20 protein-coding genes and 2 tRNA genes are annotated in these 25500 nt (G+C 69.8%); 12 read left to right on the forward strand and 10 right to left on the reverse strand.

The annotated features are described in order from the left end of the window. Positions 1-53: 53 nt before the first annotated feature. Together ACIBCK_RS18150 and ACIBCK_RS18155 are read right to left on the reverse strand one after the other, a co-directional pair. The gene (locus ACIBCK_RS18150; protein ID WP_399391303.1) at positions 54-2261 is read right to left on the reverse strand and encodes an OmpL47-type beta-barrel domain-containing protein; all 2208 of its coding nucleotides are present in this window, start codon (positions 2259-2261) and stop codon (positions 54-56) included. Beyond that, on the reverse strand, positions 2258-4672 hold the full coding sequence (locus ACIBCK_RS18155; protein WP_399391540.1) for a ThuA domain-containing protein: 2415 nt from the start codon (positions 4670-4672) through the stop codon (positions 2258-2260). Before ACIBCK_RS18155 ends, ACIBCK_RS18150 begins: the two co-directional genes overlap by 4 nt. Before the next feature lie 367 nt (positions 4673-5039). Between ACIBCK_RS18155 and ACIBCK_RS18160 the strand changes: the two genes are divergently transcribed. Beyond that, positions 5040-6086 (forward strand): multicopper oxidase domain-containing protein, encoded by a 1047-nt coding sequence (locus ACIBCK_RS18160; RefSeq protein WP_399391305.1) that lies wholly within the window; start codon positions 5040-5042, stop codon positions 6084-6086. A gap of 20 nt (positions 6087-6106) precedes the next feature. Here the strand turns inward: ACIBCK_RS18160 and ACIBCK_RS18165 are convergent, their stop codons facing one another. Continuing rightward, the gene (locus ACIBCK_RS18165; RefSeq protein WP_399391307.1) at positions 6107-7654 is read right to left on the reverse strand and encodes a HEAT repeat domain-containing protein; all 1548 of its coding nucleotides are present in this window, start codon (positions 7652-7654) and stop codon (positions 6107-6109) included. Positions 7655-7911: 257 nt separating this feature from the next. Between ACIBCK_RS18165 and ACIBCK_RS18170 the strand changes: the two genes are divergently transcribed. The 3 genes from ACIBCK_RS18170 to ACIBCK_RS18180 all read left to right on the forward strand — a co-directional run bounded on the left by ACIBCK_RS18170 (position 7912) and on the right by ACIBCK_RS18180 (position 11043). After that, the gene (locus tag ACIBCK_RS18170) at positions 7912-9519 is read left to right on the forward strand and encodes a GMC family oxidoreductase (RefSeq protein ID WP_399391309.1); all 1608 of its coding nucleotides are present in this window, start codon (positions 7912-7914) and stop codon (positions 9517-9519) included. A 99-nt stretch (positions 9520-9618) separates the two neighbouring features. Beyond that, positions 9619-10638, forward strand: a complete 1020-nt coding sequence (locus ACIBCK_RS18175; protein ID WP_399391311.1) for a LacI family DNA-binding transcriptional regulator — start codon at positions 9619-9621, stop codon at positions 10636-10638. Between the two features lie 162 nt (positions 10639-10800). Next, positions 10801-11043 (forward strand): chaplin, encoded by a 243-nt coding sequence (locus ACIBCK_RS18180; protein WP_399391313.1) that lies wholly within the window; start codon positions 10801-10803, stop codon positions 11041-11043. 104 nt (positions 11044-11147) lie between these two features. Here the strand turns inward: ACIBCK_RS18180 and ACIBCK_RS18185 are convergent, their stop codons facing one another. Continuing rightward, positions 11148-12374, reverse strand: coding sequence for a glycoside hydrolase family 64 protein (locus ACIBCK_RS18185; RefSeq protein WP_399391315.1), 1227 nt, complete (start codon positions 12372-12374; stop codon positions 11148-11150). Between the two features lie 222 nt (positions 12375-12596). Between ACIBCK_RS18185 and ACIBCK_RS18190 the strand changes: the two genes are divergently transcribed. From ACIBCK_RS18190 to ACIBCK_RS18210, 5 genes are all read left to right on the forward strand, one after another. Next, a complete protein-coding gene (locus ACIBCK_RS18190) occupies positions 12597-13391 on the forward strand; it encodes a VOC family protein (RefSeq protein ID WP_399391317.1) in 795 nt (264 codons plus the stop codon). A gap of 68 nt (positions 13392-13459) precedes the next feature. After that, positions 13460-13699: a WhiB family transcriptional regulator gene (locus ACIBCK_RS18195; RefSeq protein WP_399391319.1), complete on the forward strand. Its 240-nt coding sequence runs from the start codon at positions 13460-13462 to the stop codon at positions 13697-13699. Positions 13700-13852: 153 nt separating this feature from the next. Continuing rightward, a tRNA-Gly gene (locus ACIBCK_RS18200) sits at positions 13853-13924 on the forward strand. A gap of 31 nt (positions 13925-13955) precedes the next feature. Continuing rightward, entirely contained in the window at positions 13956-15395 is a 1440-nt protein-coding gene (locus tag ACIBCK_RS18205; protein ID WP_399391321.1) for an SDR family NAD(P)-dependent oxidoreductase, read from the forward strand. Positions 15396-15573: 178 nt separating this feature from the next. After that, positions 15574-15653 (forward strand) — tRNA-Trp (locus ACIBCK_RS18210). Positions 15654-15671: 18 nt separating this feature from the next. Here ACIBCK_RS18210 and ACIBCK_RS18215 read toward each other — a convergent pair. The 4 genes from ACIBCK_RS18215 to ACIBCK_RS18230 form a co-directional block, all read right to left on the reverse strand. Next, on the reverse strand, positions 15672-16643 hold the full coding sequence (locus tag ACIBCK_RS18215) for an acyl-ACP desaturase (protein ID WP_399391323.1): 972 nt from the start codon (positions 16641-16643) through the stop codon (positions 15672-15674). A 182-nt stretch (positions 16644-16825) separates the two neighbouring features. Then, entirely contained in the window at positions 16826-17602 is a 777-nt protein-coding gene (gene ddaH / locus ACIBCK_RS18220; RefSeq protein WP_399391325.1) for a dimethylargininase, read from the reverse strand. Positions 17603-17677: 75 nt separating this feature from the next. Next, positions 17678-19978, reverse strand: a complete 2301-nt coding sequence (locus tag ACIBCK_RS18225) for an ATP-binding cassette domain-containing protein (RefSeq protein ID WP_399391327.1) — start codon at positions 19976-19978, stop codon at positions 17678-17680. A 10-nt stretch (positions 19979-19988) separates the two neighbouring features. Further along, positions 19989-21620: an ABC-F family ATP-binding cassette domain-containing protein gene (locus tag ACIBCK_RS18230; protein ID WP_399391329.1), complete on the reverse strand. Its 1632-nt coding sequence runs from the start codon at positions 21618-21620 to the stop codon at positions 19989-19991. 289 nt (positions 21621-21909) lie between these two features. On the opposite strand from ACIBCK_RS18230, the gene ACIBCK_RS18235 reads away from it, so the two are divergent. Beyond that, positions 21910-22635 (forward strand): GPP34 family phosphoprotein, encoded by a 726-nt coding sequence (locus ACIBCK_RS18235; protein ID WP_399391331.1) that lies wholly within the window; start codon positions 21910-21912, stop codon positions 22633-22635. Positions 22636-22665: 30 nt separating this feature from the next. Here ACIBCK_RS18235 and ACIBCK_RS18240 read toward each other — a convergent pair whose 3' ends face one another. After that, entirely contained in the window at positions 22666-23082 is a 417-nt protein-coding gene (locus tag ACIBCK_RS18240; protein ID WP_399391333.1) for an SsgA family sporulation/cell division regulator, read from the reverse strand. Between the two features lie 171 nt (positions 23083-23253). Between ACIBCK_RS18240 and ACIBCK_RS18245 the strand changes: the two genes are divergently transcribed. Continuing rightward, on the forward strand, positions 23254-24369 hold the full coding sequence (locus tag ACIBCK_RS18245) for a WD40/YVTN/BNR-like repeat-containing protein (protein ID WP_399391335.1): 1116 nt from the start codon (positions 23254-23256) through the stop codon (positions 24367-24369). Here the strand turns inward: ACIBCK_RS18245 and ACIBCK_RS18250 are convergent. After that, a complete protein-coding gene (locus tag ACIBCK_RS18250; RefSeq protein WP_399391336.1) occupies positions 24366-24662 on the reverse strand; it encodes a YciI family protein in 297 nt (98 codons plus the stop codon). The two genes, ACIBCK_RS18245 and ACIBCK_RS18250, sit on opposite strands and share 4 nt — an antisense overlap. A 215-nt stretch (positions 24663-24877) precedes the next feature. Here ACIBCK_RS18250 and ACIBCK_RS18255 point away from each other — a divergent pair, with 215 nt between their 5' ends. Then, entirely contained in the window at positions 24878-25483 is a 606-nt protein-coding gene (locus tag ACIBCK_RS18255) for a hypothetical protein (protein ID WP_399391338.1), read from the forward strand. The last annotated feature ends 17 nt before the right edge of the window (positions 25484-25500 follow it).

The raw sequence follows: 25500 nt of genomic DNA on the forward strand, positions 1-25500 counted from the left end.
CCCGCTCCCCAGGGCGGGGTGCGGGGGCCGAAGCGTGATCGGTCAGGCGCTGACTACAGCTCCTTGATCCTGATGTCCCGGTAGGAGATCACATCGGTGACCCCGTGTACCTGGAGCCCGACATAGCCGGACGAGTAACGCCGTCCGTCCGTGCCCGGGTCGTCGCCACGCGGCGGTGTGAAGACCTGGCCGCCCGTGTTGTCGAACTCGTTGATCAGGACGCCGTTGCGGTAGATCGAGTAGTGCTGGTCCACCACCTTGATCTCGTAGTCGTTCCACGTGCCCTTCGGGGTGACCCCGGCGCCGCCGAGCCCCACCCGGTCGAAGCCGTAGATCGACCCCGTCTTGTACATGTCGCCGTCAGGCCGGTCGAGCATCTGCACCTCGTGCCCGTACTTGATGGCGACCCACTCCGGACGCGACTCCTCCGGGTGGTCGTGGACCTGCGGGAAGCGCACGAAGGCGCCGCCGTTGGCGTTGCCGTTGCCCGGCGCGTCGTCACGCCACTGGAGCTTCAGCGAGAAGTCGCCGTACTTGCGCTCCGGGAACCACAGCATGCCCATGCCCTCGACGGTGGTGCTGCTGGTGATCGAACCGTCGGGGTTCAGGCCGAACTTGCCGCCGCCGACCTGTTCCCACTTGTCCAAGGACTCCTGGGTGCCGTCGAAGATCTTGCGGTAGCCCTCGGTCTGGCCCGGCTTGCCGATGCCGGACTGCTTGGCGGCCTTGTTGATCTTGTTGTACTCGCGCTGGTCGATCTCACCGGCCTTGAGGAGCCTGTCCGTGACGCTCTTGACGTGCTTCAGGAAGAGCGCGTGGGACGTCCACTCCTTCTCGTCCTCGATCATCTCGTTGATGCGGCACCGGTTGTTGGTGACCCGGTTCGGGATGCCGGTGTCGACGGTGCCGACGATGACCGTCAACCGCTCGTCGTACTCGGCGCAGTTGGGGGACGGCACGCCGCCACCCTCGGCGACGGTGAAGGACACGTCCTTCGCCTCCGCCGTGTTGCCTGCCTTGTCGCTCGCGCGGTACGCCACCGTGTGCCGGCCCACGCGGTCGACGACGACCGGGTCGGCGTAGGCGAGGTACGGACCGCCGTCGAGCGAGTACTCGACCTTGTCGACACCGGAGTCGGCGTCGGTCGCGGCGACCGTCACCTTCGCCTTGCCGACGTACGCGCCGTCCGAGTTCTTGTCGCCCTCGACCTTCGCGGAGGTCTCCGGCGGCGTCTTGTCCTCGACCGGCGGCGTGACCACGGTGAACTCGACGGCCTTCTCCGCCGCCTGGTTCCCCGCCTTGTCGGACGCGCGGTAGCGGATCTTGTGCGCGCCCGTCGCGTGGACCATGACCGGCGCGGTGTACGCCGTCCACTCGCCGCCGTCACCGACCGCGTACTCGATCTTGTTGACGCCGGAGCCGGTGTCGGACGCCGTCACGGTGACGGTCGCCATCCCGAGATACTCGCCCTTGTCGTTCTTCTCACCGGTCACCGTCGCCGAGGTCTCCGGTGGCGTCTTGTCGTCGGACGAGGGCGGGACCACCGTGAAGTCGACGGCCTTCTCCGCCGCCACGTTGCCCGCCTTGTCGCTCGCGCGATAGCGGATCTTGTGGGTGCCGACCTGGTCGACGACCACGGGCGCCGTGTATGGCTGCCAGGCGCCGTCCGCCCCGACCGCGAACTCGGTCTTGTCGACGCCCGAACCCGCGTCCGTCGCCGTCACCGAGACGGTGGCGGAACCGACGTACGCACCATCGGAGTTGGTCTGCCCCTCGACCTTGGCCGCCGTCTCGGGAGCGGTCGTGTCCTCACCGCCGCCCTCGGTCACCACGAGGATGCCCTGCATGGACCCGTGGCCGGGAATCGTGCAGTGGTAGCGGTACCGGCCCGGCGTGAGGGTGACCTCCGCCGTGTGCTTGCCGCCCTGGTCGTCATTCGGGTTGGCCAGGATGTTCAGCGGTACGTCGTTGTTGTACTCGGGGTCCGAGACGTCGAACGTCAGCGTGTGCGGCATGCCGGTGTCGTTGCCGGTCGCCTCACTGTTCTCGAAGACGATCGTCGTCGCGCCCGCGACCGCGGTGGTGGGAGCGGACGCGTACTTGTCGATGGCGTTGTTGGCGGTCCAGGTCAGGGTCTGGGCCGCGGCGCGGCCCGGGTTGTCGGGCTGGCTCGCCGCCGTCGACGTCAGGCCGAGCACCATCAGGAGCGACGCGAGAAGCGCCGTCCAGAGTCTTCGCTTGCGTACCGCGGGCAACGTCATCCCGCCCTCCTTGCCAGGTCCTTGGCGGCCGGTGTGGCCTCGCCGCCGGAGTAAGTGACGCGCCACAGCGCCGACTTGGAGTCCGAGGTGAAGAACCCGCGGCCGTAGTCGAGCACATAGAGCGAACCGTCGGGAGCGAACTTCCAGTCCATGAGGTTCTTGATGCCGTCGTTGCCGATCGGGATGATCTTCTTGAGGGACTCGGCGTGCGTGGGCAGGCCGCCGCTGCCGACCGTCTTGGGGTCGGTCACGACCGCGTGCCGGGGCTGGTCGGCGTCGTAGAAGTCACCGACGAACCACTTGCCGTCCCAGTACGAAGGCCACTTGTCCGCACTGGAGTTGGCGGCGTCGAAGCGGTACACCGGGCCGTTCATCGTGGCCTGGCCGCCGCCCTTGAGCCACGGCAGGAGCGTCTTCTGCTCCTCCGTCTTGTAGCTCGGGACGCCGTTCGCGTCGCGCGGATAGTCCACGCCACCGCCCTGCGGCGAGTACCAGATGTTGTTGGGCTCGGCCGGCGGGATGTTCACCAGACCGTCGTTGTTGGGCGACTCGTTCTTGAGGTTCTTGCAGTCGTACCAGCCCAGCGGCTTCGTCGGGTCCGGCAGATTGCGGTCACGGTAGGGCTGGTTGTTGCCCATGCAGTACGGCCAGCCGCGGTTGGAGGCGTGGGTGATCGCGGCGAACGTGTCGTACTTCGCCGGGCCCCACGTGGTCGACGGCGCGCCGGCGTCCGGACCGACCCAGCCCGCGTAGAGCGTGTCGGTCTTCTTGTCGATGGAGATACGCGCCGGGTTCCTGACACCCATCACATAGATCTCACCGCGCGTCTTGCCGCCGCCCTCGTCCGGCTCCTTGCCGGTGAAGAGGTTGCCCGAGGGGAGCGTGTACGTCCCGTCGTCCTCCGGGTGGATGCGCAGGATCTTGCCGTTGAGGTTGTTCGTGTTGCCCGCCGTGCGGCGCGCGTCGGCGAAGGAGACGCCCTTGAAGTTGGGCTGCGGGTTGTTGCCCGAGTAACCATCGCTGAACTGCGAGGAGTTGTTGTCACCGGTCGCGATGTAGAGGTTGTTCTTGGAGTCCCAGGCCATGCCACCACCAGCGTGGCAGCAGCTGTGGATCTGCACCGGCCACTTGAGCAGGACCTTCTCGCTCGCGAGGTCCAGCTTGTTCGTGCTCTGGTCGAGCGTGAAGCGGGAGACGTAGCGCTCGGCCATGTGCGTCTCACGGTTGATCTTCGAGTGGGGTGTGTAGTGCAGATACACCCAGCCGTTCTGCTCGAACTCCGGGTCCAACTCGATGCCGAGCAGGCCCTCTTCGACCTTGATCAGCTCATCGCCGCCGCCCTTGTTGCCGAAGATCGTCAGCGCTCCGGCGAGGGTCGTCTTCTTGGTCTCGGGGTCGTAGACGTGGATCTCGCCCTTGCCCTTGCCGATGTCCGGGTTGTTCCAGTCGGTGATGACCGGCTGCGAGGAGTCGGCGCCGCCGCGTCCGATGTAGAAGACACGGCCGTCGGGCGCCGTGACCAGGCCGTGCGGTTCGCCGATCTGGTCGTTCTGGCCCGGCTGATTGGGCTGGGTCAGGCGCGACGCCTTGTAGTTGGCGGTGATGGTCGACTTGCAGTCGGCGCGCGCGATGCGGCTCGTCCAGAGCAGGGCGCCGCGCAGGTGCTGACGGAAGTCCGTCTCGTCGTACGAGGCAGCCGTGCCGCCCATCCCGGTGTAGAAGGAGCGCCCGCCGTCGTAGTCACGGCACCAGGAGACCGGGTGGTCGGCGCCGTTCTTGCTCTCGCCCGGCTGGTACGTCGACTCGCGTACGCGGGCCACGGTGTGGACCTCGCCGGTCGGGTTCTTCGTCCAGTTGAGCCACTGGTCGGGGCGCTTCCACTCCAGGGGCAGGTCCTTGGTGGCCGGATTCTGCCGGTCGCCGACCTCGACGGTGGCGCGCTGCACGTTCGTCGGGCTGGAGTCGGCGGGGCGGGCACCGATCAGGCCGGTGAACCAGGTCGAGTACGGCTCGGCGCGGGCCGCGTCATGGATGCCGACGAAGCCGCCGCCGGCCTCCATGTAGGCCTCGAGGCCCGCTTCCTGCTCGGCGTCCAGGACATCGCCGCCGCCGGTCAGGAAGGCGACCGCGTTGAACTTGCCGAGCTTGGCCTCGTTCGTGAAGACCGCCGGGTCGTCCGTCGCCTCGATCCTGAACCGCTGGGCAGCAGGCCCGGATTGGCCGATCTTCTCGATGGCCTCGATACCGGCGTTCACGACCGGTGACTCGTCGCCACCGGCCGCCGATCCGTGGAAGACGAGCACGCGCACGTTCGCCTGGCCGGGCGGCGAGGGCAGGGACATCGTTGTCAACGGCGGTTCGGGATAGGGCCGCGCGGTGGCGGCCTGTGTGGAGAGCGCGCCGGTGACCATGACCCCGGAGATCAGGGCGGCGGCCCAGGCGCGGCGCGAGCCGATCCGGTTCCGTGAGCCGATCAGGTTCCGGTTCAGGTCTTGCTTGCGCATCCGGCGGTTCGATCTGCGTCTGACTCTGCTCAACCCTCGTACAGCCAAGGGCTCTTGATGCGGTGTGAGCCGCATGAGTACACCCACCCCTCTTCGGTCACAGCAACAGGCGCGGATGAAGCTAGACCTCTTTCTGCCACTCGCCAAGAGTTAGCACCGGAATTCCGCGAACTTTGTCCTGCGTGTGGATAAACAAAGATCCCCCCGATACCGTGTGGCCGTCTCGGGGCCACCTGCGCCCCGTCAGTCTCCGTACCGCAGTGGGGAGTTCGGCATGGACCGACGGAGCTTCAACCGACGGAGCTTCAACCGGCGGATGCTCGTGGGCGGTGTGGCCGCGACGGCCGGGGTGACATCGTTGTCGCTCGCCACCGCGCCCGAGGCGAGCACGGCCGAAGGGCCGAAGACCGCGCCCGCGGGCGGCGAGGTCCGCCGCATCACGATGTACGCCGAGAAGCTGGCGGACGGGCAGATGGGCTACGGCCTGGAGAAGGGCAAGGCGTCGATCCCCGGTCCGCTCATCGAGCTGAACGAGGGCGACACCCTGCACATCGAGTTCGAGAACCTGATGGACGTCGACGCCAGCCTGCACGTCCACGGCATGGACTACGAGATTTCCAGCGACGGCACCAGACACACCAAGAGCCACGTCGAGCCGGGCGGCAAGCGGACCTACACCTGGCGCACGCACGCGCCGGGCCGCCGCAAGGACGGCACTTGGCGCCCCGGGACCGCGGGCTACTGGCACTACCACGACCACGTCGTCGGCACGGATCACGGGACGGGCGGCGTACGCAAGGGGCTCTACGGCGCGCTGGTCGTGCGCCGCAAGGGTGACCTGCTGCCGGACAAGACGTTCACGATCGTCTTCAACGACATGACGATCAACAACAAGGCGGGGCACGACAGCCCCAACTTCGAGGCCACGGTGGGTGATCGGGTCGAGTTCATCTCGATCACGCACGGCGAGTACTACCACACGTTCCACGTGCACGGTCACCGCTGGGCGGACAACCGCACGGGCCTCCTGACCGGCCCCGACGATCCGAGCCAGGTCCTCGACGACAAGATCACCGGGCCCGGTGACTCCTTCGGCTTCCAGGTCATCGCGGGGGAGGGGGTGGGCGCGGGCGCCTGGATGTACCACTGCCATGTGCAGAGCCACTCCGACATGGGGATGGCGGGGTACTTCCTGGTCAAGAAGGCGGACGGCACCATCCCGGACTACGAGCCGCATCATCCTCCGGCCGCGAAGAAGTCCGGCGGGTCAGATGACGCTTCCGGTTCCAAGTCCGGCGCCTCCGGGCACGATCACGGCTAGGCGGCGCTGATGGGCCGGGCCTAGAGGTCGCGCAAAGCCTCGATGAGCTCGGGGAGCAGCTCGGCCCGGTCGGCGATGCTCAGGACCTCCACGTTCGGACGGGCCGCGGCGGGCTCGGGCGCCTGCCGGTGCGCCCAGCCCGCGTCGCGCAGGGCTTCGAGGCGTTCGATGAGCGCTTTGCGCACCGGGCGCGAGGGGAGGACGAAGCCGGTGTCGGTGGGCACGTGCAACAGCCCCCTCAACAACTCGCTGTGCACGTACGGAGCTTCGAGCGCGGCCAGCAGCCGGTCGTACGCGTCCGGGGCTCCGCGCCGCAGGGCGTCGGCAACACTGTGCGCGCGAAGCTCGGGGTCGGCCGCGTCCGCCTGACGCTTCAGCGCCTCGGCTCCGGCGCGGGAGTGGCGCTCCTCGCTGTACTCCATCCACCGCAGCGAGCTCGCGGCGTGCCGCCGTACCGTGACGTCTGGGTCATGCTCCAGAAGCCCGATGAGCCCCTCCACGGCCTGCCCTTCCGCGGCCGTACCCACCGCGATCGGGTGGAGCCCTTCTGCGGCAGAGGCGCGAACACCGGGGTCGGGGTGCCGGAGACCGTCCAGAAAGAGGTCGAGGGGCGGGGTGTCCAGGGGCAACAGGGTGTGGAGGTTGCTGTAGCAGTCCAGGGTCCGGCTCAGGATGAAGGGGGCCGGGAGGGTGGAGGGGTCGGAGTCCTGAGGGGTGTGGGACGGGGCGATGGCGGCTGCGCGGGTGAGGAGGCGGGTCAGAGTGTTTAGTACCTCGTCGCGTCGTACCGCCTCGGCGAAGAGGAGCTTGGGCAGGGCTTCGGTGCCCAGTGTCACCAAGTCCGGGTCCTCGCTCGCGCAGAGGGACAGTGCCTCGTCGACGCGCGCACCCGCTCGCGCGCGGTCGGTCCACGAGACCAGCTGCGTGTTCCGGGGGAACGGGCCGAGGATGGCCGCACGTTCGGCGCTCCCCGGCGCGTGGGGCAGCGCCTTCTTGAGCCTGGCGCGCTCGTCGGCGCGGACCTGCTCCGCTTCCTCGGCAGGCAGCGGCGTGTTGCGGCGCATCACCACGCACGCCAGCAGGATCGCGAGGTCGAACGCCAGCTCGCTCACGAAGTGATCCGGCCGGCCGAGGCCGGCTAGGCCCTCCGCCGTCCAGCCCTGCTCCTTCAGGGAGGCGAGGCGGGCCCGCATGTCGTCGCGCAGGTCGGCGGGCACCTCGCGCACGGCGGGGGCTCCGCCGAGCTCCGCCGTCAGCTCGGTCCAGGCGCGCACGAAGCCCTCGGGGTCGTCGAGATGCCCCGCGAAGATCCGCTCCGTACGCTCGCGGACCGGCCGCTCGCGGCGCAGCGCGGCGGCGAAGCCGTCCACCACCGTCTCGGAGAACTCCTCCGCCCACGGTTCACGCTCGACGGCCTGCGCCAGCTCACGCAGTGCCCACCGCGGATCGGCGCTCACGGCCGCGGTGTCGGCGGCCTTGCGCCGGACCCCCGCGTCCGGGTCCCGCAGCGCGGCGGCAAGCTCCTCGTGCAGCTCCGACTGCTTGCGCGCTCTTCGCTTCTCGAACATCCGGACAGCCTAAGCGCCCCGCGTCACACGCAGAGCGTGCTGATGTCGAGGACGGACCACGCGGTGTACGGCTCCTCCTGTGTGCTGGGCTCGGCCTCGCCCTTTCTGGTCGTCATGTGGAGATCGTGTGGGGCAGGCCGATCCTCGCGCCATCCCTTTACCCAGAGGTCCACGATGGGTGTACTCCTTGTACGCCTCATCCATGCGCCTCATCCACGCGCCACCCCTGCCGTGAACTGCCATTCGAGGGAGTCGAGTTGAGCAAGGACAGCGTGTACGACTACGTCATCGTCGGCGCCGGCTCCGCGGGATGCGTTCTCGCCGCGCGGCTCTCCGAGGACCCCGCGGTGCGGGTGGCGCTCGTCGAGTCGGGGCCGCGCGACCGGAAGTCCGAGATCCGTATCCCGGCGGCCTTCCCGAAGCTGTTCAAGACGCCCTGCGACTGGGACTACTCCACCGTGAAGCAGTCCGCGCTCGACGGCCGCGAGCTGTACTGGCCGCGCGGTCACATGCTGGGCGGCTCGTCCTCGATGAACGCCATGATGTGGGTCCGCGGCCACCGCGCCGACTACGACGCCTGGGGCGAGGCCGTGGGACCCGAGTGGTCCTACGACGCGATCGAACCGTACTTCCGGCGGGCGGAGCGGTGGACGGGCGGGCCCGGTGGCCGGGGCGGCTCGGCCGTGGGCAGCGTGTACGGGAGTGCGGGGCCGCTCTGGATCTCTCCGCCACGTTCCCTCAACCCGACCACCGGCGCCTTCCTTGACGCCTGCCGCGACGCGGGCCTGCGCGAGCTGACGGAGCTGAACGAACCCGACCACACCGGCTTCGCCCCCACCCCGGTCAACCAGCGCCGCGGGCGCCGGTGGAGCGCCGCCGACGGCTATCTGAAACCGGCCAGGCGCCGCCGCAACCTCGACGTGCTGACCGCCGCGAGGGTCCGCAGACTGGAGTTCGACGGCACGCGCGTGGCCGGCGTCATCGCCGACGGTGTCCCGGGGAAGCTGATAGCCCGCCGAGAAGTGCTGCTGTGCGCGGGCTCCATAGGCTCGCCGCAGCTCCTCCAGGCCTCCGGCGTCGGCGACCCGGACGCCCTCACGAAGGCCGGCATCGAGCCGCGTGTGGAGTCCCCGGGCGTGGGACGCCACCTCCAGGACCACCTCGCCTACGCGGTGACCATGCGCTGCCCGGAGCCTGTCACGCTGACCGGCGCGGACTCCCTCGCCAACGTCGGCCGCTTCCTGCTCGCCGGGCGCGGCCCGCTCACATCGAACGTCGGCGAGGCCGTCGCCTTCATCAAGACCAGGCCCGAACTGGCGGCCCCCGACATCGAGTTGATCTTCGCCCCCGTCCCCTTCGTCCAGCACGGCCTGACCCCGCCCACCGAACACGGCATCACCATCGGCGTCGTGCTCCTCCAGCCCGAGAGCGAGGGCCGGATCACGCCGAGGGGGCCGGGAGTCGGCTCCGCGCCCCTCATCGACCCCGGCTATCTGACGGCGGAGGCCGACATCCGTACGCTCGTCGCCGGGGTGCGCCGCGCGGAGGAACTCCTCGCCGGGCCTGCCCTCGGCCCGTACACGTCGGGGCCGTTGGCGCCGCATCCGGGCACGGTGGACGACGCGACGCTCGCCAGGACGATCCGCGGGGCGTCCGAGACGCTCTACCACCCGGTCGGCACCTGCCGGATGGGCAGCGACGACGCCTCCGTCACCGACCCGGCGCTGCGGGTGCGGGGAGTGACGGCGCTGCGGGTCGTGGACGCGTCGGTCATGCCGCGGATCACGCGCGGCCACACGCACGCCCCCACGGTGGCGCTCGCGGAGAAGGCGGCCGAGCTGATCATGGCGGACGCCGGCAGGTGATACGGGCAGGTGACGTGGGCAGGGGGTGTCTCCGTGCCCCGCCCACCGGTCGTATCCTGACCGGCGCACACCAGCAGGACCGCCCCCGAGGAGCCCCACGTGACCGAGCCGCCGAGCGCCGCCCCGCGCCCCACCCTGGAGGCCGTGGCCGCGCGGGCCGGAGTCTCCAGGGCCACGGTCTCCCGCGTCGTCAACGGCGACGCGGGCGTGCGCGAGGTGCTCGCGGAGAAGGTCAGGCGGGCGGTCGACGAGCTCGGCTACGTCCCCAACCGCGCCGCCCGCAGCCTGGTGACCCGCCGCCATGACGCGGTCGCCGTGGTGATCGCCGAGCCCGAGACACGGGTCTTCGCCGACCCCTTCTTCGCCCTGCAACTGCGCGGCATCAGCAAGGAGTTGACGTCACGTGACGTACAACTGGTGCTGCTGCTCACGGAGGGGCGCGACGATCACGAGCGGGTCGGCCGCTATCTGGCGGGAGGCCATGTGGACGGCGCTCTCGTCTTCTCCCTGCACCTGGACGATCCGCTGCCCGGCATCATCCAGGGGGCGGGTATTCCGACGGTGTTCGGCGGCCGCCCCGGGTGGCCGGACGGGACGGTGACGTCTCCGTACGTCGACTGCGACAACCGAGGCGGTGCGAGGGACGCGGTCCGCCACCTCCTCTCCCTCGGCCGCACCCGCATCGCACACATCACCGGCGCGCTCGACCAGACATCGGCGGTGGACCGCCTCGACGGGTTCCGTGACGTCCTGCCGGAGGCGGGGGAGAGGTTCGTCGCGCAGGGCGACTTCACCCCGGCGGGCGGCGAACGCGCGATGCGTGAGCTCCTGGACCGTGTCCCCGACGTGGACGGCGTCTTCGCCGCCAACGACTTGACGGCGTCGGGTGCGCTGCGGGTGCTCCGGGAGCGGGGCAAGCGGGTGCCGGAGGATGTCGCGGTGGTGGGTTTCGACGACATGCTGGCCGTGGCCGAACAGGTGGACCCACCCCTGACGACAGTGCGCCAGGACATCGAGGAGATGGGCCGCCTGATGGCCCGCATGCTCCTGGCACGCGGCGAGCTGCCGACGGAAAGCGTGGTCCTGCCGACGGAGCTGGTGCGCAGGGGCTCGGCGTAGGAGGCGTTCCGGGGGCTCCGCACGGCTCCGGAAGGGCGGCATTCGGTCCATCGGTCCCACGAACGGGTGCCCTCGTTACACCGCACGGTCCACCGGCGTTTTTGGCGTGGCGTGCGGGGGTGAGGCTCGGTTCAGCACTTCCCCTCATCCGGAGGTAACACCATGCGCAAGTGCGCGATCCTGGCAGCGGCGGCGTTCGCCGCGGTCACCGTCATCGGCGGGGCCGGCTCCGCCGTCGCAGGCCCCGGCCCCGGCTCGTACGCCGAGGCCACGGCCAAGGAGTCGCCGGGCGTCCTCAGCGGCAACGTCGTCCAGGTTCCCGTGGACGCTGCCGTCAACGCGTGCGGCAACTCGGTGAACGTCGTCGGCGTCCTCAACCCGGCCGCCGGCAACAAATGCAAGTAGGTCTCAGGACCGGCGGGCCAGTCCTGCCGTAACGCCACCCGCCCCGTCGCGATCAGCTCGCGGCGGGGCGGTGTATGTGGGGGGGTGGGTCCTGTCCGGGACGCTCAGGAGCCGACGCTCACCGTGAAGCGGCGCGGGTTGCCGTCGTGGGCCGCCCCTGAGACGTCGGGCTCGCCGTCCGGCCGGACGTCGTCGTACGGGAACGCGTACCCGATGGGCGAGTTGGCGTGCACCACACGCGCCCAGTGGTTGGTCACGTCGCCCTTGTAGTAGTCCCCGGCGCCCGCGCCGTTCGGCTGCTCCGCGTGCGTCAGCATGATGCTCCGGTTGAACCCGGCGGCGAGCCGCGCGAGCAGGCCCTTCTTGTCGTCGGAGTCACCGGGGTTGTTAGTGAAGGGCCCGTGGTTGCAGGTGAAGATGTCCTTCGACGTCGGCTTCGGGAACGAGTGCCCGCCGTTGAACGTCAGCGTGTCGCCGCTCACCCGGCCCGTGAACACGCCTCGGCCGCCCTGCAGATCGATCTTGAGGTCGGTGCCTCGGTACTTCTCCCACGTCTGGTCGATGTAGCTGTTCCACACGTCGCGGAAGGGCATCTGGTCGGGGCGGTCGAAGTAGGGGGCCATGAGGTTCTGCGGCGAGATGACCCGGAGTACGTCCCCGCCGTCGCCGCGGATCACCAGATCACCCCAGGGCTGCCCGTCCTTCTGCCCCTGGGCGATGAGGTCGGCGGCTATCTTGCCGACGGCGCCGTCCGGCAGCGGGGCCACCGTGTGCGTGGCGTCGCCCTCCAGGGTCAGGCCGATGGGGAGGGCCGTGACGAGGTCCACGTAGCTGATGTTGGCGTACAACTGCGTGCTGTTGAAGGTGAATTCGCAGAACGACCAGGTGCGCCCGTAGTTGGGGTCCTCCTTGGTCGCGAAGGCGGGCTCGACCAGCGAGGGGCCCGGGTTCAGGAAGAAGTCCAGCTTGTCGTCGCGTACGAAGTAGACGCGCGCGCCGAACATCTGAGGCAGCGTCAGCACCTTGGGCGCGGAGCCCGCCGCGCCGAGGGGGATCGCGCAGTCGACGGGCAGCGGGGTCTGCGGCGCCGACGGCGAATCGGGCCGGTAGACGCCCCCGTCCGGCTTCAGCAGGACCCAGCGGTCGGTGCCCTGCTCGTGCCCGGTGACGTAGGCCCGCACCTCGCCGGGCAACGACTTGTTCTGCAGGGCGAGTTCACAGGTCGCGGGGGCCGCCTTGGCGTCTGGGCTGAGGGCGCTTCCCCAGACGGGATAGGTGAGGGCTCCGGCGGCACCGGCGGCAGTGGACAGGAACACTCGACGCGAAATCACGGAAGGTCTCCCGGGATGAGTGGGGGGATGTCATGCGGCCGTGGGGTGGGGTGGCCGTGTGGTGCGACCACTGTCGCGGCGGCGAATTCGACCGTCAAGAGTTGTGACTGAGAGCGCTCTCAGAATCTTGTTTTCTTTCACAAGATGGCAGCGCGCGCGCACTGTCAGTGCCGGGTGTCAGACTCGGAAGGACGGCAGAGAGATACGACAAAGGAGTCGATCATGCTCAGTACCCGTTATGTCGCGGGCGCCCCGACCTGGGTCGACCTGGGCACCCCGGACCTGGACGGCGTCCATGACTTCTACCGTGCCCTCTTCGGGTGGGAGTTCCATTCGGGCGGCGCGGAATTCGGTGGGTATGGCACCTATCAGGCGGACGGAAAGACCGTGGCGGGCGCCATGACCGTCCCCGCCGACCAGGCGCCTCCTGCCTGGACGATCTACTTCAAGACGACGGACGCCGACGCCACGGTCAAGGCGGTCCAGCAGGCCGGCGGCAGCATGGTGTACGAGCCCATGGACGTCGGCGACCTCGGCCGCATGGCCGTCCTCGACGACGCCCAGGGCGTCGGTTTCGCGGTGTGGCAGCCGGGCACGAACAAGGGCCTGGACCTGGTGGACGCCCCGAACAGCATGTGCTGGAGCGAGCTCTACACCCCGGACATGAAGGCAGCCCTGGAGTTCTACGGCTCCGTGTTCGGCTGGGGCACCACGACCCAGGCCTTCGACGGCGGTTCGTACACGATGGTGCACCCCGCGGGCGGCACGGAGAACGACATGTTCGGCGGCCTGTGGCCGCTGTCCGACGCCCCGGAAGAAGTCGAGGCCGGGCCGTACTGGACTCCGTACTTCCAGGTGGCCGACATCGACGCGGTGCTCGCCGAGGTCGAACCGGCCGGGGGCACGGTGCGGGTGGGCCGCATGGATCTCGCGGGCGTCGGCAGCTTCGCCAAGCTCGCCGACCCCGCCGGTGCACGGTTCGCGCTGATGCAGCCGGAGGCGCCGGGAGGAGCCTGAAACAGCGCCGTCACGGCGTTGATCGTTCGTTGATCCCTTGTTTCGCGCGCCCTGCCAGCATCGGCGGCATGCAGATCGACATGACAGCCGAGCCGGAACTCGCCTGGCAGGAGCAGGCCCTGTGCGCCCAGACGGGATCCGAGTTCTTCTTCCCCGAACCGGGAAGCTCGGTGCGCGAGGCCAAGTACATCTGCCGGCTGTGCGAGATGCGCCCCGCGTGCCTCGAGTACGCCCTGGCCCACGACGAGCGGTTCGGCGTCTGGGGCGGCCTCTCGGAAAAGGAGCGGCTCGGCCTCAGACGCACCTGACCCCTCGGGCGCACCTGACCCCTCAGCCGTGCCCGAGCCGGTAGCTGAAGGGGTCCTCGTCGGCCTCGTAAATCGGTTCGGTACGGCGGTCCTTGCGAGGTTACGATCCCGGAGCGCGGGTCGGCCGAAGTCTCCAGGTCGGTGCGTGCGCGGGGTCCTGTAGAGCAGAGGCAGACTCACCGCCATGCCATGGCGGGTACGCCGGTTCGAATCCGGTCGGGACCACGAGCGGACGGTGCGCGTGGGGCGGGGATGGATGAGTGAGAGCGGCGGGGTGGGCGGCGAGTTCACCGGCGAGGCCACCGGTGAGGTGATCGCCTCGCTGAGCAGCGAGGCGATCAGCGAGGCGGACGTCGCGGTCTTCCACGACGTGGTCGGCCGGCTTCGCGAGCTGCCGGTCGATGATCCCGTGCGGTTGCGGGCCGAGCAGGTAGCCGCGTCATTCGCCCGCGACGGACGGCTGCGCAGACGCAAGGCGCGCGGGGCCGAACTCTCCGCCGCTGACGCGGCGGTGACGGCCGCCACCGCCACCGGGGCCGACGACCGGCGCGAGGACGCGCCCCTGGTCGCCGAGGGCGCGGCGGGGGTCTTTCTGAGGCCACGGCCCTGCTATGTCTGCAAGGCGTCGTATCGACAGGTCGACCCCTTCTACCACCGCCTCTGTCCCGACTGCGCGGGCGACAACCGTGCCCGGCGCGCGCTCGCCACCGATCTGAGCGGACGCCGTGCGCTGCTCACGGGGGGCCGGGTGAAGATCGGCTTCCAGCTTGCCCTGATGATGCTGCGCGACGGCGTCGAACTCCTGGTCACCAGCCGCTTCCCGCATGACACGGAGCGGCGTTTCCGCGAGGTTCCCGGCAGCGAGAAGTGGCTCGACCGGCTTACGGTGCTCGCCGTCGACCTGCGTGATCCGCGCCAAGTCCTTGGCCTGTGCGAAGAGTTGCGAAAAGAGGGCGAGCCCCTGGACATCCTGGTCAACAACGCGGCGCAGACCGTCCGCCGGCCGCCGGAGTCGTACGCGGCGCTCGCGGCGGGGGAGTCGGCGCAGCTCCCCGCCGGGGCCCGTGGCGCGCCCGGGTTCCGGCCGATGGGGTCGCTTGAGGATGCCGCCGCGCGAGACGCACTGTCCCTGGTCCTGCCCGAGACCGAGGCCCCTCCCACGGTGGACCTCCTGCGCACGGCGGACGAGGCGGGCCTGCTGCGCGACCCGTCGCCGGAGAACTCCTGGTCCGCACGGCTGGGTGGCCTCGACCCCGCCGAGGTCCTGGAGACCCAGCTGGTCAACGCGCTCGCCCCGGCCCTGCTCTGCGACCGGCTGCTGCCTCTGCTGCTTGCTTCGCCGCGCCCCCGCACGTACATCGTCAATGTCACGGCGGTCGAGGGCCGCTTCGCCGTACGCAACAAGACGGCAGGGCACCCGCACACGAACATGGCCAAGGCCGCCCTGAACATGCTCACGCGCACCAGTGCCGCCGAACTCGCCGAGCGCGGCGTGCACATGTGCGCGGTCGACACGGGCTGGATCACCGACGAGAACCCCGCCCCGAAGAAGGACCGCATCGCCGACGCGGGCTTCCGCACGCCCCTGGACGTGGTGGACGGCGCGGCCCGGATCTACGACCCGATCGTGAGGGGCGAGGCGGGGGCGCCGCTCTCGGGGGTCTTCCTCAAGGACTACCGGGAAGCAGAGTGGTAGGTGGTTCGCGGACATGCCACGGGACATGCCACGGGATGTGCCTCGTTCCGCTGCCGGGTCGTTGGGGGCTGGTCGCGCAGTTCCCCGCGCCCCCTACGGGGCGCTGTGCCTCGCCCCGAACTGCACACAGCCGGAGGCTGCTGCGCGCGTGCGGCTGGAGGGTACGATCCGTCCCAAGGGCGGGGCGTAGCGCAGAGGCAGTCGCGCTGGTCTCCAAAACCAGAACACGCTGGTTCGATTCCAGCCGCCCCGCCCCCAGCCCCCAGGGCGAACCGCCTACTTCCCCCGAGCCGCCATCCGCGCCTTGCGTGCAGCCAGCTTCTCGTCGAACTTGGAGGCCTCGGTGTCGAGTCCGTTCATGTACAGGCCGAGTTCATCCTGTGCCTTCAGGCCCTCCGGGCCGAGCCCGTCGATGTCCATGACCTTGAGGTAGCGCAGGACGGGCTGGATCACGTCGTCGTGGTGGATGCGCATGTTGTAGATCTCGCCGATCGCCATCTGCGCGGCCGCCCGCTCGAAGCCGGGCATGCCGTGGCCGGGCATCCGGAAGTTGACCACGACGTCGCGCACGGACTGCATGGTCAGGTCGGGGGCGAGCTCGAAGGCCGCGCCCAGGAGGTTGCGGTAGAAGACCATGTGGAGGTTCTCGTCGGTGGCGATCCGCGCCAGCATCCGGTCGCAGACCGGGTCGCCCGACTGGTGACCCGTGTTGCGGTGCGAGACGCGGGTGGCGAGCTCCTGGAAGGCCACGTACGCGACCGAGTGCAGCATCGAGTGGCGGTTGTCGGACTCGAAGCCCTCGGCCATGTGCGCCATACGGAACTGCTCGAGCTTGTCGGGGTCCACGGCGCGCGAGGCCAGGAGGTAGTCGCGCATCACGATGCCGTGGCGGCCCTCCTCCGCGGTCCAGCGGTGCACCCAGGTGCCCCAGGCGCCGTTGCGGCCGAACAGGGAGGCGATCTCGTGGTGGTAGCTGGGGAGGTTGTCCTCGGTCAGGAGATTGACGACGAGGGCGATCTTGCCGATGTCGGTGACCTTGGACTGCTCGGGCTCCCAGGCCTCGCCGTCCTCGAAGTACCCGGGGAAGTTCCGGGCGTCGGAGAACGGCACGTACTCGTGCGGCATCCAGTCCTTCGCCACCTTCAGGTGGCGGTTGAGCTCCTTCTCGACCACTTCTTCCAGGGCGAACAACAACCGGGCATCGGTCCAGTCGTCCGTGCTGCCGAGATGAGGAGAGGTGATCGTCACGGGGGCTCCAGGGGGACGGGAGTTTTCTTACGGATTACGTGCGCAGGGGTTACGCGGTGGCACGAGCGGGTGCTACCTACCTACGGTCTCGTAGGTTACGTTGCCGTAGGTTAAGCCCTCCGTAAAGTGGCTGAGACAGAGGGGCCCACGGGCCTCCCGCGCCCCACCCGCCCCAGGACTGGTCAGGCGTACAGCTCCCTGAGACGCACTGAGAGGCATGTCACACAGCCTTCGAGCTTCTCGAATTCGCCGATATCCACCACGACGGGATCAAAACCGAGACCCGAGAGCAGCTCCGCGCTCTTCGGCGCGCTCGCGGCGAGCAGCAGTTTCGCGCCACCGAGCAGCACCACGTGGGCCCCGGACTCCTCCGGCACCGGCAGGAAGCGCGGGAAGAGCGAAGGGGAGTCCACGAGCGGCGGGTATCCGATGACCGTGCCGTCCGGCAGCGCCGTCACCGCCGACTTCAGATGCAGGACCTTGCTGACGGGGACGGCCACGACCCGGGCCCCCAGCGGCTCGAACACGGCCCGCAGCTGCCGGACCCCCGCGGCATTCGTCCGCCCGCCCCGACCCACATAGATCGTGTCGCCGATCTTGAGGATGTCGCCGCCGTCCAGCGTGCCCGGCTCCCACACCCAGTTCACCGAGGCGCCGAGCCGGGCCACCGCCTCCTCCACGGCCACCGTCTCCGCCCGCCGTGACTCGGCGCCGGGCCGGGCGATCAGGGCCACGTTGCGGAAGACGACGACCGTGTCCTCGACGAAGACCGAGTCGGGGCAGTCGTCGGCCGGCTCCACCTCGACCGTCTCCCAGCCGTGCGCCCGCAGCGCGTCGGCGTACGCCTCCCACTGTTCGACGGCGAGGCCGACATCCACCGGGGTCCGCTCGACATGCGTGACCAGGCCGTCGGCGAGACGCGGTCCTGGCCGGCGGATCAGCGCTTTCCTGCTGGGCACGGGATGTTCTCCGTAAGGGTGGAGCGGTGGGGGCGCCCCCGTCCGGCGGGCGCCGGGGCGGGGGGTTCGTGCTCATCATGCAGCGTGCGAGGGGTCCAGGCCCAGGTCTCGTCGCAGATGTGCGGCCGTGAATGAGCCCTCGGCCTCGATCAGCTGCCCCGGCGTGCCCTCGAAGACGATCCGGCCGCCGTGCTTGCCGCCGTCGGGGCCGAGATCGATCACCCAGTCCGCGTGCTTGACGACCTGGAGGTTGTGCTCGACGACGATCACGGTGTTCCCCGCGTCGACCAGCCGGTCAAGGAGGGCCAGCAGGCCGTCCACGTCCGCCATGTGCAGGCCGGTCGTCGGCTCGTCAAGGACGTAGGTCGTGCCGGTGCGGTGCAGTTGCGTGGCGAGCTTGATGCGCTGGCGCTCGCCGCCCGACAGGGTGCTCAGCGGCTGCCCGAGCGTCAGGTAGGTGAGCCCCACGTCGTGCAGGGCCCGTAGCCGCCGGCGCATGGCCGTGTCGTCCACGGCGGCGAGGAAGCCGAGGGCGCGCTCGGCCGTCATGTCGAGCACGTCGGCGATGGAGCTGCCGCCGACGGTCAGCCGCAGCACCTCCTCCTTGAAGCGGCGCCCCTCGCACGTCTCGCAGGTCGTGGTCACCGGATCCATGAAGGCCAGGTCGCTGTAGATGACTCCGCGGCCCTGGCAACTCTCGCACGCGCCACTGGAGTTGAAGCTGAACATCCCCGCGTCCCTGCCGGTCTCGCGCGCGAACAGCTTGCGCAGCGAATCCATGATCCCGAGGTACGTCGCCGGGGTCGAGCGGCCCGAGATGCCGATGCTCGACTGGTCCACGACCACGGCGTCCGGATGCTCGGCCACGAACGCCCCCGACACCAGCGTGCTCTTGCCCGAGCCCGCGACCCCTGTCACCGCGGTGAGTACCCCGGTCGGCACGCGCACGCTGACGTCCTTGAGATTGTGCAGGTCGGCGCCCTTGACCCACCGACCGCCGATGGCCTCGCGCGGGCTCTCCTTGACGCCCGTGGAGCGCCGCAGGTGCCGGCCGGTGAGCGTGTCGGCGCGGCGCAGCTCGTCCGGTGTCCCCTCGAAGACGACCAGGCCGCCGCCCGTGCCCGCCGCCGGGCCCATGTCGACGATGTGGTCGGCGACGGCGATCACATCGGGGTCGTGCTCGACGACCAGGACGGTGTTCCCCTTGTCGCGCAGGCGCAGCAGCAGGTCGTTGAGCCGCCCCACGTCACGCGGGTGCAGGCCGACGCTCGGCTCGTCGAAGATGTACGTCATGCCGGTCAGGCTGGAGCCGAGGTGCCGCACCGTCTTCAGGCGCTGGCCCTCGCCGCCGGACAGCGTGGACGTCTCGCGGCCGAGGCTGAGGTAGCCGAGCCCGATCGCCTCGATCCGGCTCAGCGCCGCCACGGCGGCCGACGCGACCGGTCCCGCCACCGGGTCGTCGATCGGCTCCAGGGCGGCGATGAGGTCGGTGACCTCCATGCGCGAACAGTCGGCGATGTTCATGCCGCCGATCCGGGTGGCGAGCGCCGCCGCGTTGAGCCGTGCACCGTCGCAGGCGTCGCACTCGCCCTCGGCGAGGAAGCGCTGGACGAGGTCGCGGGTCTTCTGGGAGAGCGTCGAGAGGTCGCGATTGAGGTAGAGCCGCTCGAACCGGTCGGCGAGTCCTTCGTAGTCGATGTCCCGTGCGCCTCCGGTGTTGTCGACGTTGACCTTGCCGCCGTGCCTTCCGTCGCGCATGCCGCGCATGAGGAAATCGCGCTCCCGCGCGCTGAACCGGCCCACCGGCTTGTGCGTGTCCAGGTCGGGGGTGTTGGTGTACGTCTGGCCCTGCCAGGTCCCCACGGCGAACGGCGGGAAGAGGATCGCGCCGTCCGCCAGGGACTTTGCGGGGTCCAGGATGCGGTCGTAGTCGGGCCGCACGGTCTTGCCCAGGCCGTGGCACCGGGGACACATGCCCGACGGGTCGTTGAACGAGTACGCGGTGGCCGGACCGGCACTCGGTGTGCCGTGCCGCGAGAACAGCACGCGCATCACCGAGTAGATGTCGGTCATCGTGCCCACCGTGGACCGGGAGTGGCCGCCGATCGGCCGCTGGTCGACGACGATCGCGGGCGAGAGGTCCTCGATGGTCTCCGCGTGCGGCCGCTCGTACTTCGGCAGCCGGTTGCGGACGAACCACGTGAAGGTCTCGTTCAGCTGACGCTGCGACTCGACCGCGATCGTGCCGAAGACGACCGACGACTTCCCCGACCCCGATACGCCGGTGAACACCGTGAGCCGGTCCTTCGGAATGCGCAGGCTCACCTCCTTGAGGTTGTTCTCACGGGCTCCGGTGATGGTGATGTATTGGTGCATACACGCGAAGCTAGCCGGAATACCGGACACCTTCTGTCGTGATTTCCTTCATCTCGCCGTCGAGGAGCAGCCAGCGCGTGATGCCGATCGACTCCAGGAACGGCACGTCGTGACTGGCCACGATCAGCGCTCCCTCGTACGACTCCAGGGCCGAGGCAAGCTGTTTCACGCTCGCCATGTCGAGGTTGTTCGTCGGTTCGTCGAGCATCAGGAGCTGCGGCGCGGGCTCCGCGAGCAGCAGTGCGGCCAGTGCCGCACGGAACCGCTCGCCGCCCGACAGGGTCGCCGCCCGCTGATCGGCCCGTGCCCCCTTGAACAGGAAGCGGGCCAGGCGGGCCCGGATCCGGTTGTTGGTGGCGTCGGGTGCGTAGCGTGCCACGTTCTCGGCGACGGTCAACTCCTCGTCGAGCACGTCGAGGCGCTGCGGCAGGAAACGCAGCGGGACGTGGGCGAGCGCCTCTCCCTCCACGGCCTCCAGCTCTCCGGCGATCGTCCGCAGCAGCGTGGTCTTGCCCGAGCCGTTGCGGCCGACCAGCGCGATCCGCTCGGGGCCGCGGAGCTCGAACTCGCCCTGCACGCGCGCTCCGTACCGCAGGGAGAGCTCGCGCAGTGTGAGCACCGTGCGGCCCGGTGGGACCGCCGTGAACGGCAGGTCGACGCGGATCTCGTCGTCGTCCCGCACCGCCTCCACGGCGTCGTCGAGGCGCTCCTTCGCCTCGGTGAGCTTCTCCTCGTGCATGATGCGATGCTTGCCCGCGGACACCTGGGCCTGGCGCTTGCGCTCGCTCATGACGACCTTCGGCTCGCGCTTGGTGTCCCACATCTTCTGGCCGTACCGCTTGCGGCGGGCCAACTTGACGTGTGCGTCGGCGAGTTCGCGCTTCTGCTTCTTCAGATCGGACTCGGCGACGCGCACCAAGCGCTCCGCCGCCTCCTGTTCGGCGGCCAGCGCTTCCTCGTACGCGGTGAAGTTCCCTCCGTACCAGTTGAGTTCCCCGTCCCGCAGATCGGCGATCTGGTCGACCAGATCGAGGAGTTCACGGTCGTGGCTGACCACGACCAGGACCCCGGTCCAGTTCTCGACGGCCGCGTACAGGCGCCGACGGGCGTACAGGTCCAGGTTGTTGGTGGGCTCGTCGAGCAGCAGCACGTCGGGCCGGCGAAGCAGCAGCGCGGCCAGGCGCAGCAGCACGGACTCGCCGCCCGACACCTCGCCGGTGGTGCGGTCGAGGCCGATGTGCCCGAGGCCGAGCTGATCGAGGGTCGCGACGGCGCGCTCCTCCACGTCCCAGGCGTCACCGACGGCCGCGAAGTGCTCCTCGGTCACGTCGCCCGCCTCAATGGCGTGCAGGGCGGCGCGTGTTGCCGCGATGCCGAGCACCTCGTCGACGCGCAGCGTGGTGTCGAGCGTGACGTTCTGCGGCAGATAGCCGATGTCACCCGCGACGCGGACGGCGCCGTCGCTCGGCGCGAGTTCACCGGCGATGAGCTTCAACAGAGTTGATTTCCCGGAGCCGTTGACGCCGATGAGGCCGGTCCTGCCGGTCCCGAAAGCGGCCTGGAAACCGTTGAAGACCCCGGTGCCGTCAGGCCAGGTGAAGTCGAGCGACGTGCACGTGATGGAGGTGGGGGAAGGAGACATGTGGGCCTCGCGGTTGCGTGAGATGAAGCGCGGTCAGGGGCAACGCGTTTCGGGACACCGCGGGGCGCGACAGGAGGACGGGAGCAGCGTCGTCACGGAGACGAGGGCAGAAAAATGGGCCCTGCGTCAGGGGAGACGGCTCGTACGCCGAGGTCGCACGCTACGCACACGGCTGAGCCGTGTGACGCGGTGACTCCAGACCTCAGACGAGCAACGTCCTACTCCTATCGGCGACAACAGAACCGCTATACACCGTAGGTCGCACCCCGGTCACTGTCAACGAATTATCGTGACCGCGAAGAAGGCCGCGAAGAAGGAGGCCCCCATGCCGTTCGGCTCGCTCTCACTTCCGACCCGGATCTTCCTGCTGGCCTGGGACCCCGGTCGGAACAGGATCGCCGGCGCCCCCGACCTGCACTACGCCGTACGGGCGTGCGCGCTCGCCGAGCTGGCCCAGCGCGGACTGCTCTCGGACGTGGGCGGCATCGTCACGCCGGTCCTCGACGCCCGCACCGGAGACCCGGCGCTCGACAGCGTCCTCGAACTCGTCGAGGAGTCCCGGCCCCGCAAATGGAACGGCTGGATCACCCACAAGTCCCGCCACAGCTTGGACACAGTGCGCGAACAGCTGGCGTCCGAGGGGTATCTACGGATGGAGCGCACCCGGATCCTCGGGATCTTCCCCTCGCGGCGGTACGAGCTGGAGCGCGCCGGATACGTCGAGGTGCTGCACGCCGAAGCGCTCGCGGTCCTGCGCGGTCCCGTGCCGGTGTCCGAGGTCCCCCCGGGCGACGCGGCCCTGGTGGTGTGCGCGGCGACGGGCAAGCTGCGGGCGGTCATCTCGGGCAAGGAACGCCGGCAGTACAAGGAGCGGCTCGACGCGCTCACCGACCGCAGCGGCGCACCGGCCCCGGATCTCCCCGAAGTGATGCGCGGGCTGCGCAAGGCGCTGGCGTCGGCGGTGACGTACGCGGAGGCCGCCAGGTCGGGCGGCGGTGGCGGTGGTGGAGGCTGAGGGGACGGTCAGGGGGATAGCGGGCCGGTTTCAGCAGGCGTCGCGCATCAGATCGGCGAGGTCCTGGTCCAGGTCGACGTGCAGATGCTCGTCACCCGTGGGCACCAGGGTCTGTGTGCGCTGCAAGAAATGGCGCAGCTCGCCGGTGCGGATGTGGACGATGGCCGTGCCCTCGGGGGCGTGGAACTCGACGACCGTGCGGTCGAAGCCGTAGGGCCGCACGCGGACGTCGCCGTCGCCCACCGCCTGCTCCATGCCCTGCGCGAGCAGTTCACGGGCGAAGGTCCAGTAGACCTCGACGCCCTCCAGGGTCGCCGGGGCGGGAAAACTCATCCGGACGGCGAACGGATCGCCCTGGTCGTAGTGCAGGGAGGCGGGAATGGTCGACATCCGCGGTGCGGCGGCGACGAGGCGGGCCTCTACGGCTTGATCGATGCTGGTGGACAACGCCTGCTCCCTCAACTACAGCTGGACGACTCGGGTCGGCACTTGGATAGACGTCGGAATGACGGAATCCGTGCACGCGAACACCGAGTGACCTCGGTCACCGCGTGCTCTTCACTGTCTTCACAGAAACCCCGGAAGGAATCCTGTGTTCCGGTGGTAGCTTCGGCCGCCATGAGGTCCTTGGGGAAGACGAGATGGTCGCGGTCCGTGGGCCGTGCGGTGTCGGTGGGACTGTGCGGGGCGGCCCTCGCGGTGGCCACGCTCTCCGCACCCGGGCCGGCCGAGGCGGCGCCCGAGCGTCCCTCGCAGCGGGGCGGCGGCTGGGACCTCAAGGACAGCGGCACCGACGCGCGTTTCCGTGGACTCGCCGCCGTCAGCAGGAACACCGCCTGGGTGGCCGGCGCGCAAGGCACCGTGCTGCGCACCTCGGACGGCGGTCGGCACTGGCGGAACGTCTCACCGCCCGGAGCCGGAGCGCTGGAGTTCCGGGACGTCGAGGCCTTCGACGGCCGCCGTGCGGTGGTCCTCGCCATCGGCGAGGGCGAGGCCTCGCGGGTCTTTCGCACCGTGGACGGCGGAGCGACCTGGAAGGAATCCTTCCGCAACACCGACCCCAGGGCCTTCTACGACTGCATGACGTTCTTCGACCGGCGCCACGGCCTGGCGATGAGCGACCCGGTGGACGGCAGGTACCGCATCCTGTCCACCGCCGACGGCGGCCGCTCCTGGAAGGTCCTGCCCAGCGCCGGCATGCCCGCCGCGCAGGAGGGTGAGGCGGGCTTCGCGGCGAGCGGCCAGTGCCTGGTGAGCTCCGGCTCCCGCGACGTGTGGCTGGCCACCGGGGGAGCGGCACGCGCGCGTGTCCTGCACTCCGCCGACCGCGGCCGCACCTGGACGGCCACGGACGCCCCGATCCCGGCCGGCGATCCGGCGCGCGGCGTCTTCGGCCTCGCCTTCCGCGACCGTACGCACGGCATCGCGGTCGGCGGTGACTACCGCGCCGACCAGCCGTCCCCGCAGGCCGCGGCCACCACCGGCGACGGGGGCCGCACCTGGGCCACGGCGGCCGAGCCGCCGCCCGCCTACCGCTCCGGGGTGGCCTGGCTGCCCGGGAGCCGCCGGGGCGCGCTCGCGGTCGGGCCGACCGGCACGGACGTCACGACGGACGGCGGGCGCAGCTGGCGGACGGTCGACACGGGGTCGTACGACACCGTGGACTGCACGCGCGACCGGGCCTGCTGGGCGTCCGGCGAGAAGGGCCGGATCGCGCGCTGGGAGCGGGGTTAGGGCAGTACCTGCCGGTAGGCGGCGAGTTCCGGGGCGGTCTTCGTGGCGATGAACTCGGTGACGCGGTACTCGCAGACCTCCTGGAGCACGAAAGGGTCGCTCGCCACGATCTTCTCGATCGCCGCACGGTCCTCCGCCACGGCGAGGATCACGCCGCCGTCGCGCGGGTTCTTGCGCCCGGAGGCGATGAAGACGCCCTGCGCGTACAGCTGGTCGAGCCAGGCGACGTGGGCCTCCAGCTCCTTGTCGACGGCGGACACGGGCGCGGTGTAGGTCAACTCGAGAACGAACATGATCGCGAGGCTACCGCCGCTCATCGCCATGTGCGGCCCCGGGGCGGGGTGTTCGCTTCGTCCCGTATCCGTAGCAAGTGTGAACGCGTGTCGTGAGCACGGTGTGAAATCACCTCGACCACTTGCGTAATCACCCCCTATGCTGACCGCTCAACCGGCCGCGCCATGGGGTGATTTCGTGCTGCGCGCCGGTCCATTTCTGCCAGGAGTTCACTTTGCTGTACAGGAAGACCGCTTTGCGCGTTGCCGCTCCCGTGGCCGTGCTCGCCCTCGCGCTGACCGCCTGCGGTGGCGGCGACGACAAGAAGGACTCGGCGGACAAGCCGAAGGCCGGGGCCAACGAGCCGAAGGCCAAGCCGAAGCCCGAGTCGGGCGGCGAGCTCGGCACCGGCGAGAGCGCCACCGGCAAGGTGGAGGAGGGCGACGCCTCCGTCACCTACGAGATCACCGCGCAGAAGGTCGATCTCGGCACGGAGGCCGACACCAAGAAGATGGTGGCGGACCCCAAGGAGGCCAAGGGCCTGGTCCCGGCCATCGCCTACGTGAAGTACACGCACAAGTCCGGCGCGCCGCTCACGGAGACCCCGGACGCCAACGACGGCACCACGGTGTGGGCGGACGGACAGCGCGGCACCCTGGTCATCGGCGCCGCCGACGACGCCCCGGGCTGTGAGGACCCCTCGTCCATCGAGGGCTGGAAGAAGGGCCAGACCCACGTCCTGTGTGAGACCTATCTGGTCCCCAAGGACGCGAAGGACCTGGAGATCCACTGGTCCGAGGAGGACGGCGAGCCGTTCATCTGGAAGTTCGCGGCCAAGTAGCGCACTGCCGGGCGGGC

Origin of the sequence: Streptomyces sp. NPDC051218 (assembly GCF_044455475.1) — a bacterium.
Classification (GTDB): Bacteria; Actinomycetota; Actinomycetes; order Streptomycetales; family Streptomycetaceae; genus Streptomyces.

Excerpts from the sequence above, each read along its gene's own strand:
- ACIBCK_RS18225 (WP_399391327.1), bottom strand. The coding sequence starts at position 19,978 with ATGCACCAATACATCACCATCACCGGAGCCCGTGAGAACAACCTCAAG.
- ACIBCK_RS18190 (WP_399391317.1), top strand. The coding sequence starts at position 12,597 with ATGCTCAGTACCCGTTATGTCGCGGGCGCCCCGACCTGGGTCGACCTG.
- ACIBCK_RS18245 (WP_399391335.1), top strand. The coding sequence starts at position 23,254 with ATGAGGTCCTTGGGGAAGACGAGATGGTCGCGGTCCGTGGGCCGTGCG.
- ACIBCK_RS18195 (WP_399391319.1), top strand. The coding sequence starts at position 13,460 with ATGCAGATCGACATGACAGCCGAGCCGGAACTCGCCTGGCAGGAGCAG.
- ACIBCK_RS18165 (WP_399391307.1), bottom strand. The coding sequence starts at position 7,654 with ATGTTCGAGAAGCGAAGAGCGCGCAAGCAGTCGGAGCTGCACGAGGAG.
- ACIBCK_RS18205 (WP_399391321.1), top strand. The coding sequence starts at position 13,956 with ATGAGTGAGAGCGGCGGGGTGGGCGGCGAGTTCACCGGCGAGGCCACC.
- ACIBCK_RS18250 (WP_399391336.1), bottom strand. The coding sequence starts at position 24,662 with ATGTTCGTTCTCGAGTTGACCTACACCGCGCCCGTGTCCGCCGTCGAC.
- ACIBCK_RS18180 (WP_399391313.1), top strand. The coding sequence starts at position 10,801 with ATGCGCAAGTGCGCGATCCTGGCAGCGGCGGCGTTCGCCGCGGTCACC.
- ACIBCK_RS18155 (WP_399391540.1), bottom strand. The coding sequence starts at position 4,672 with ATGGTCACCGGCGCGCTCTCCACACAGGCCGCCACCGCGCGGCCCTAT.
- ACIBCK_RS18230 (WP_399391329.1), bottom strand. The coding sequence starts at position 21,620 with ATGTCTCCTTCCCCCACCTCCATCACGTGCACGTCGCTCGACTTCACC.
- ACIBCK_RS18160 (WP_399391305.1), top strand. The coding sequence starts at position 5,040 with ATGGACCGACGGAGCTTCAACCGACGGAGCTTCAACCGGCGGATGCTC.
- ACIBCK_RS18150 (WP_399391303.1), bottom strand. The coding sequence starts at position 2,261 with ATGACGTTGCCCGCGGTACGCAAGCGAAGACTCTGGACGGCGCTTCTC.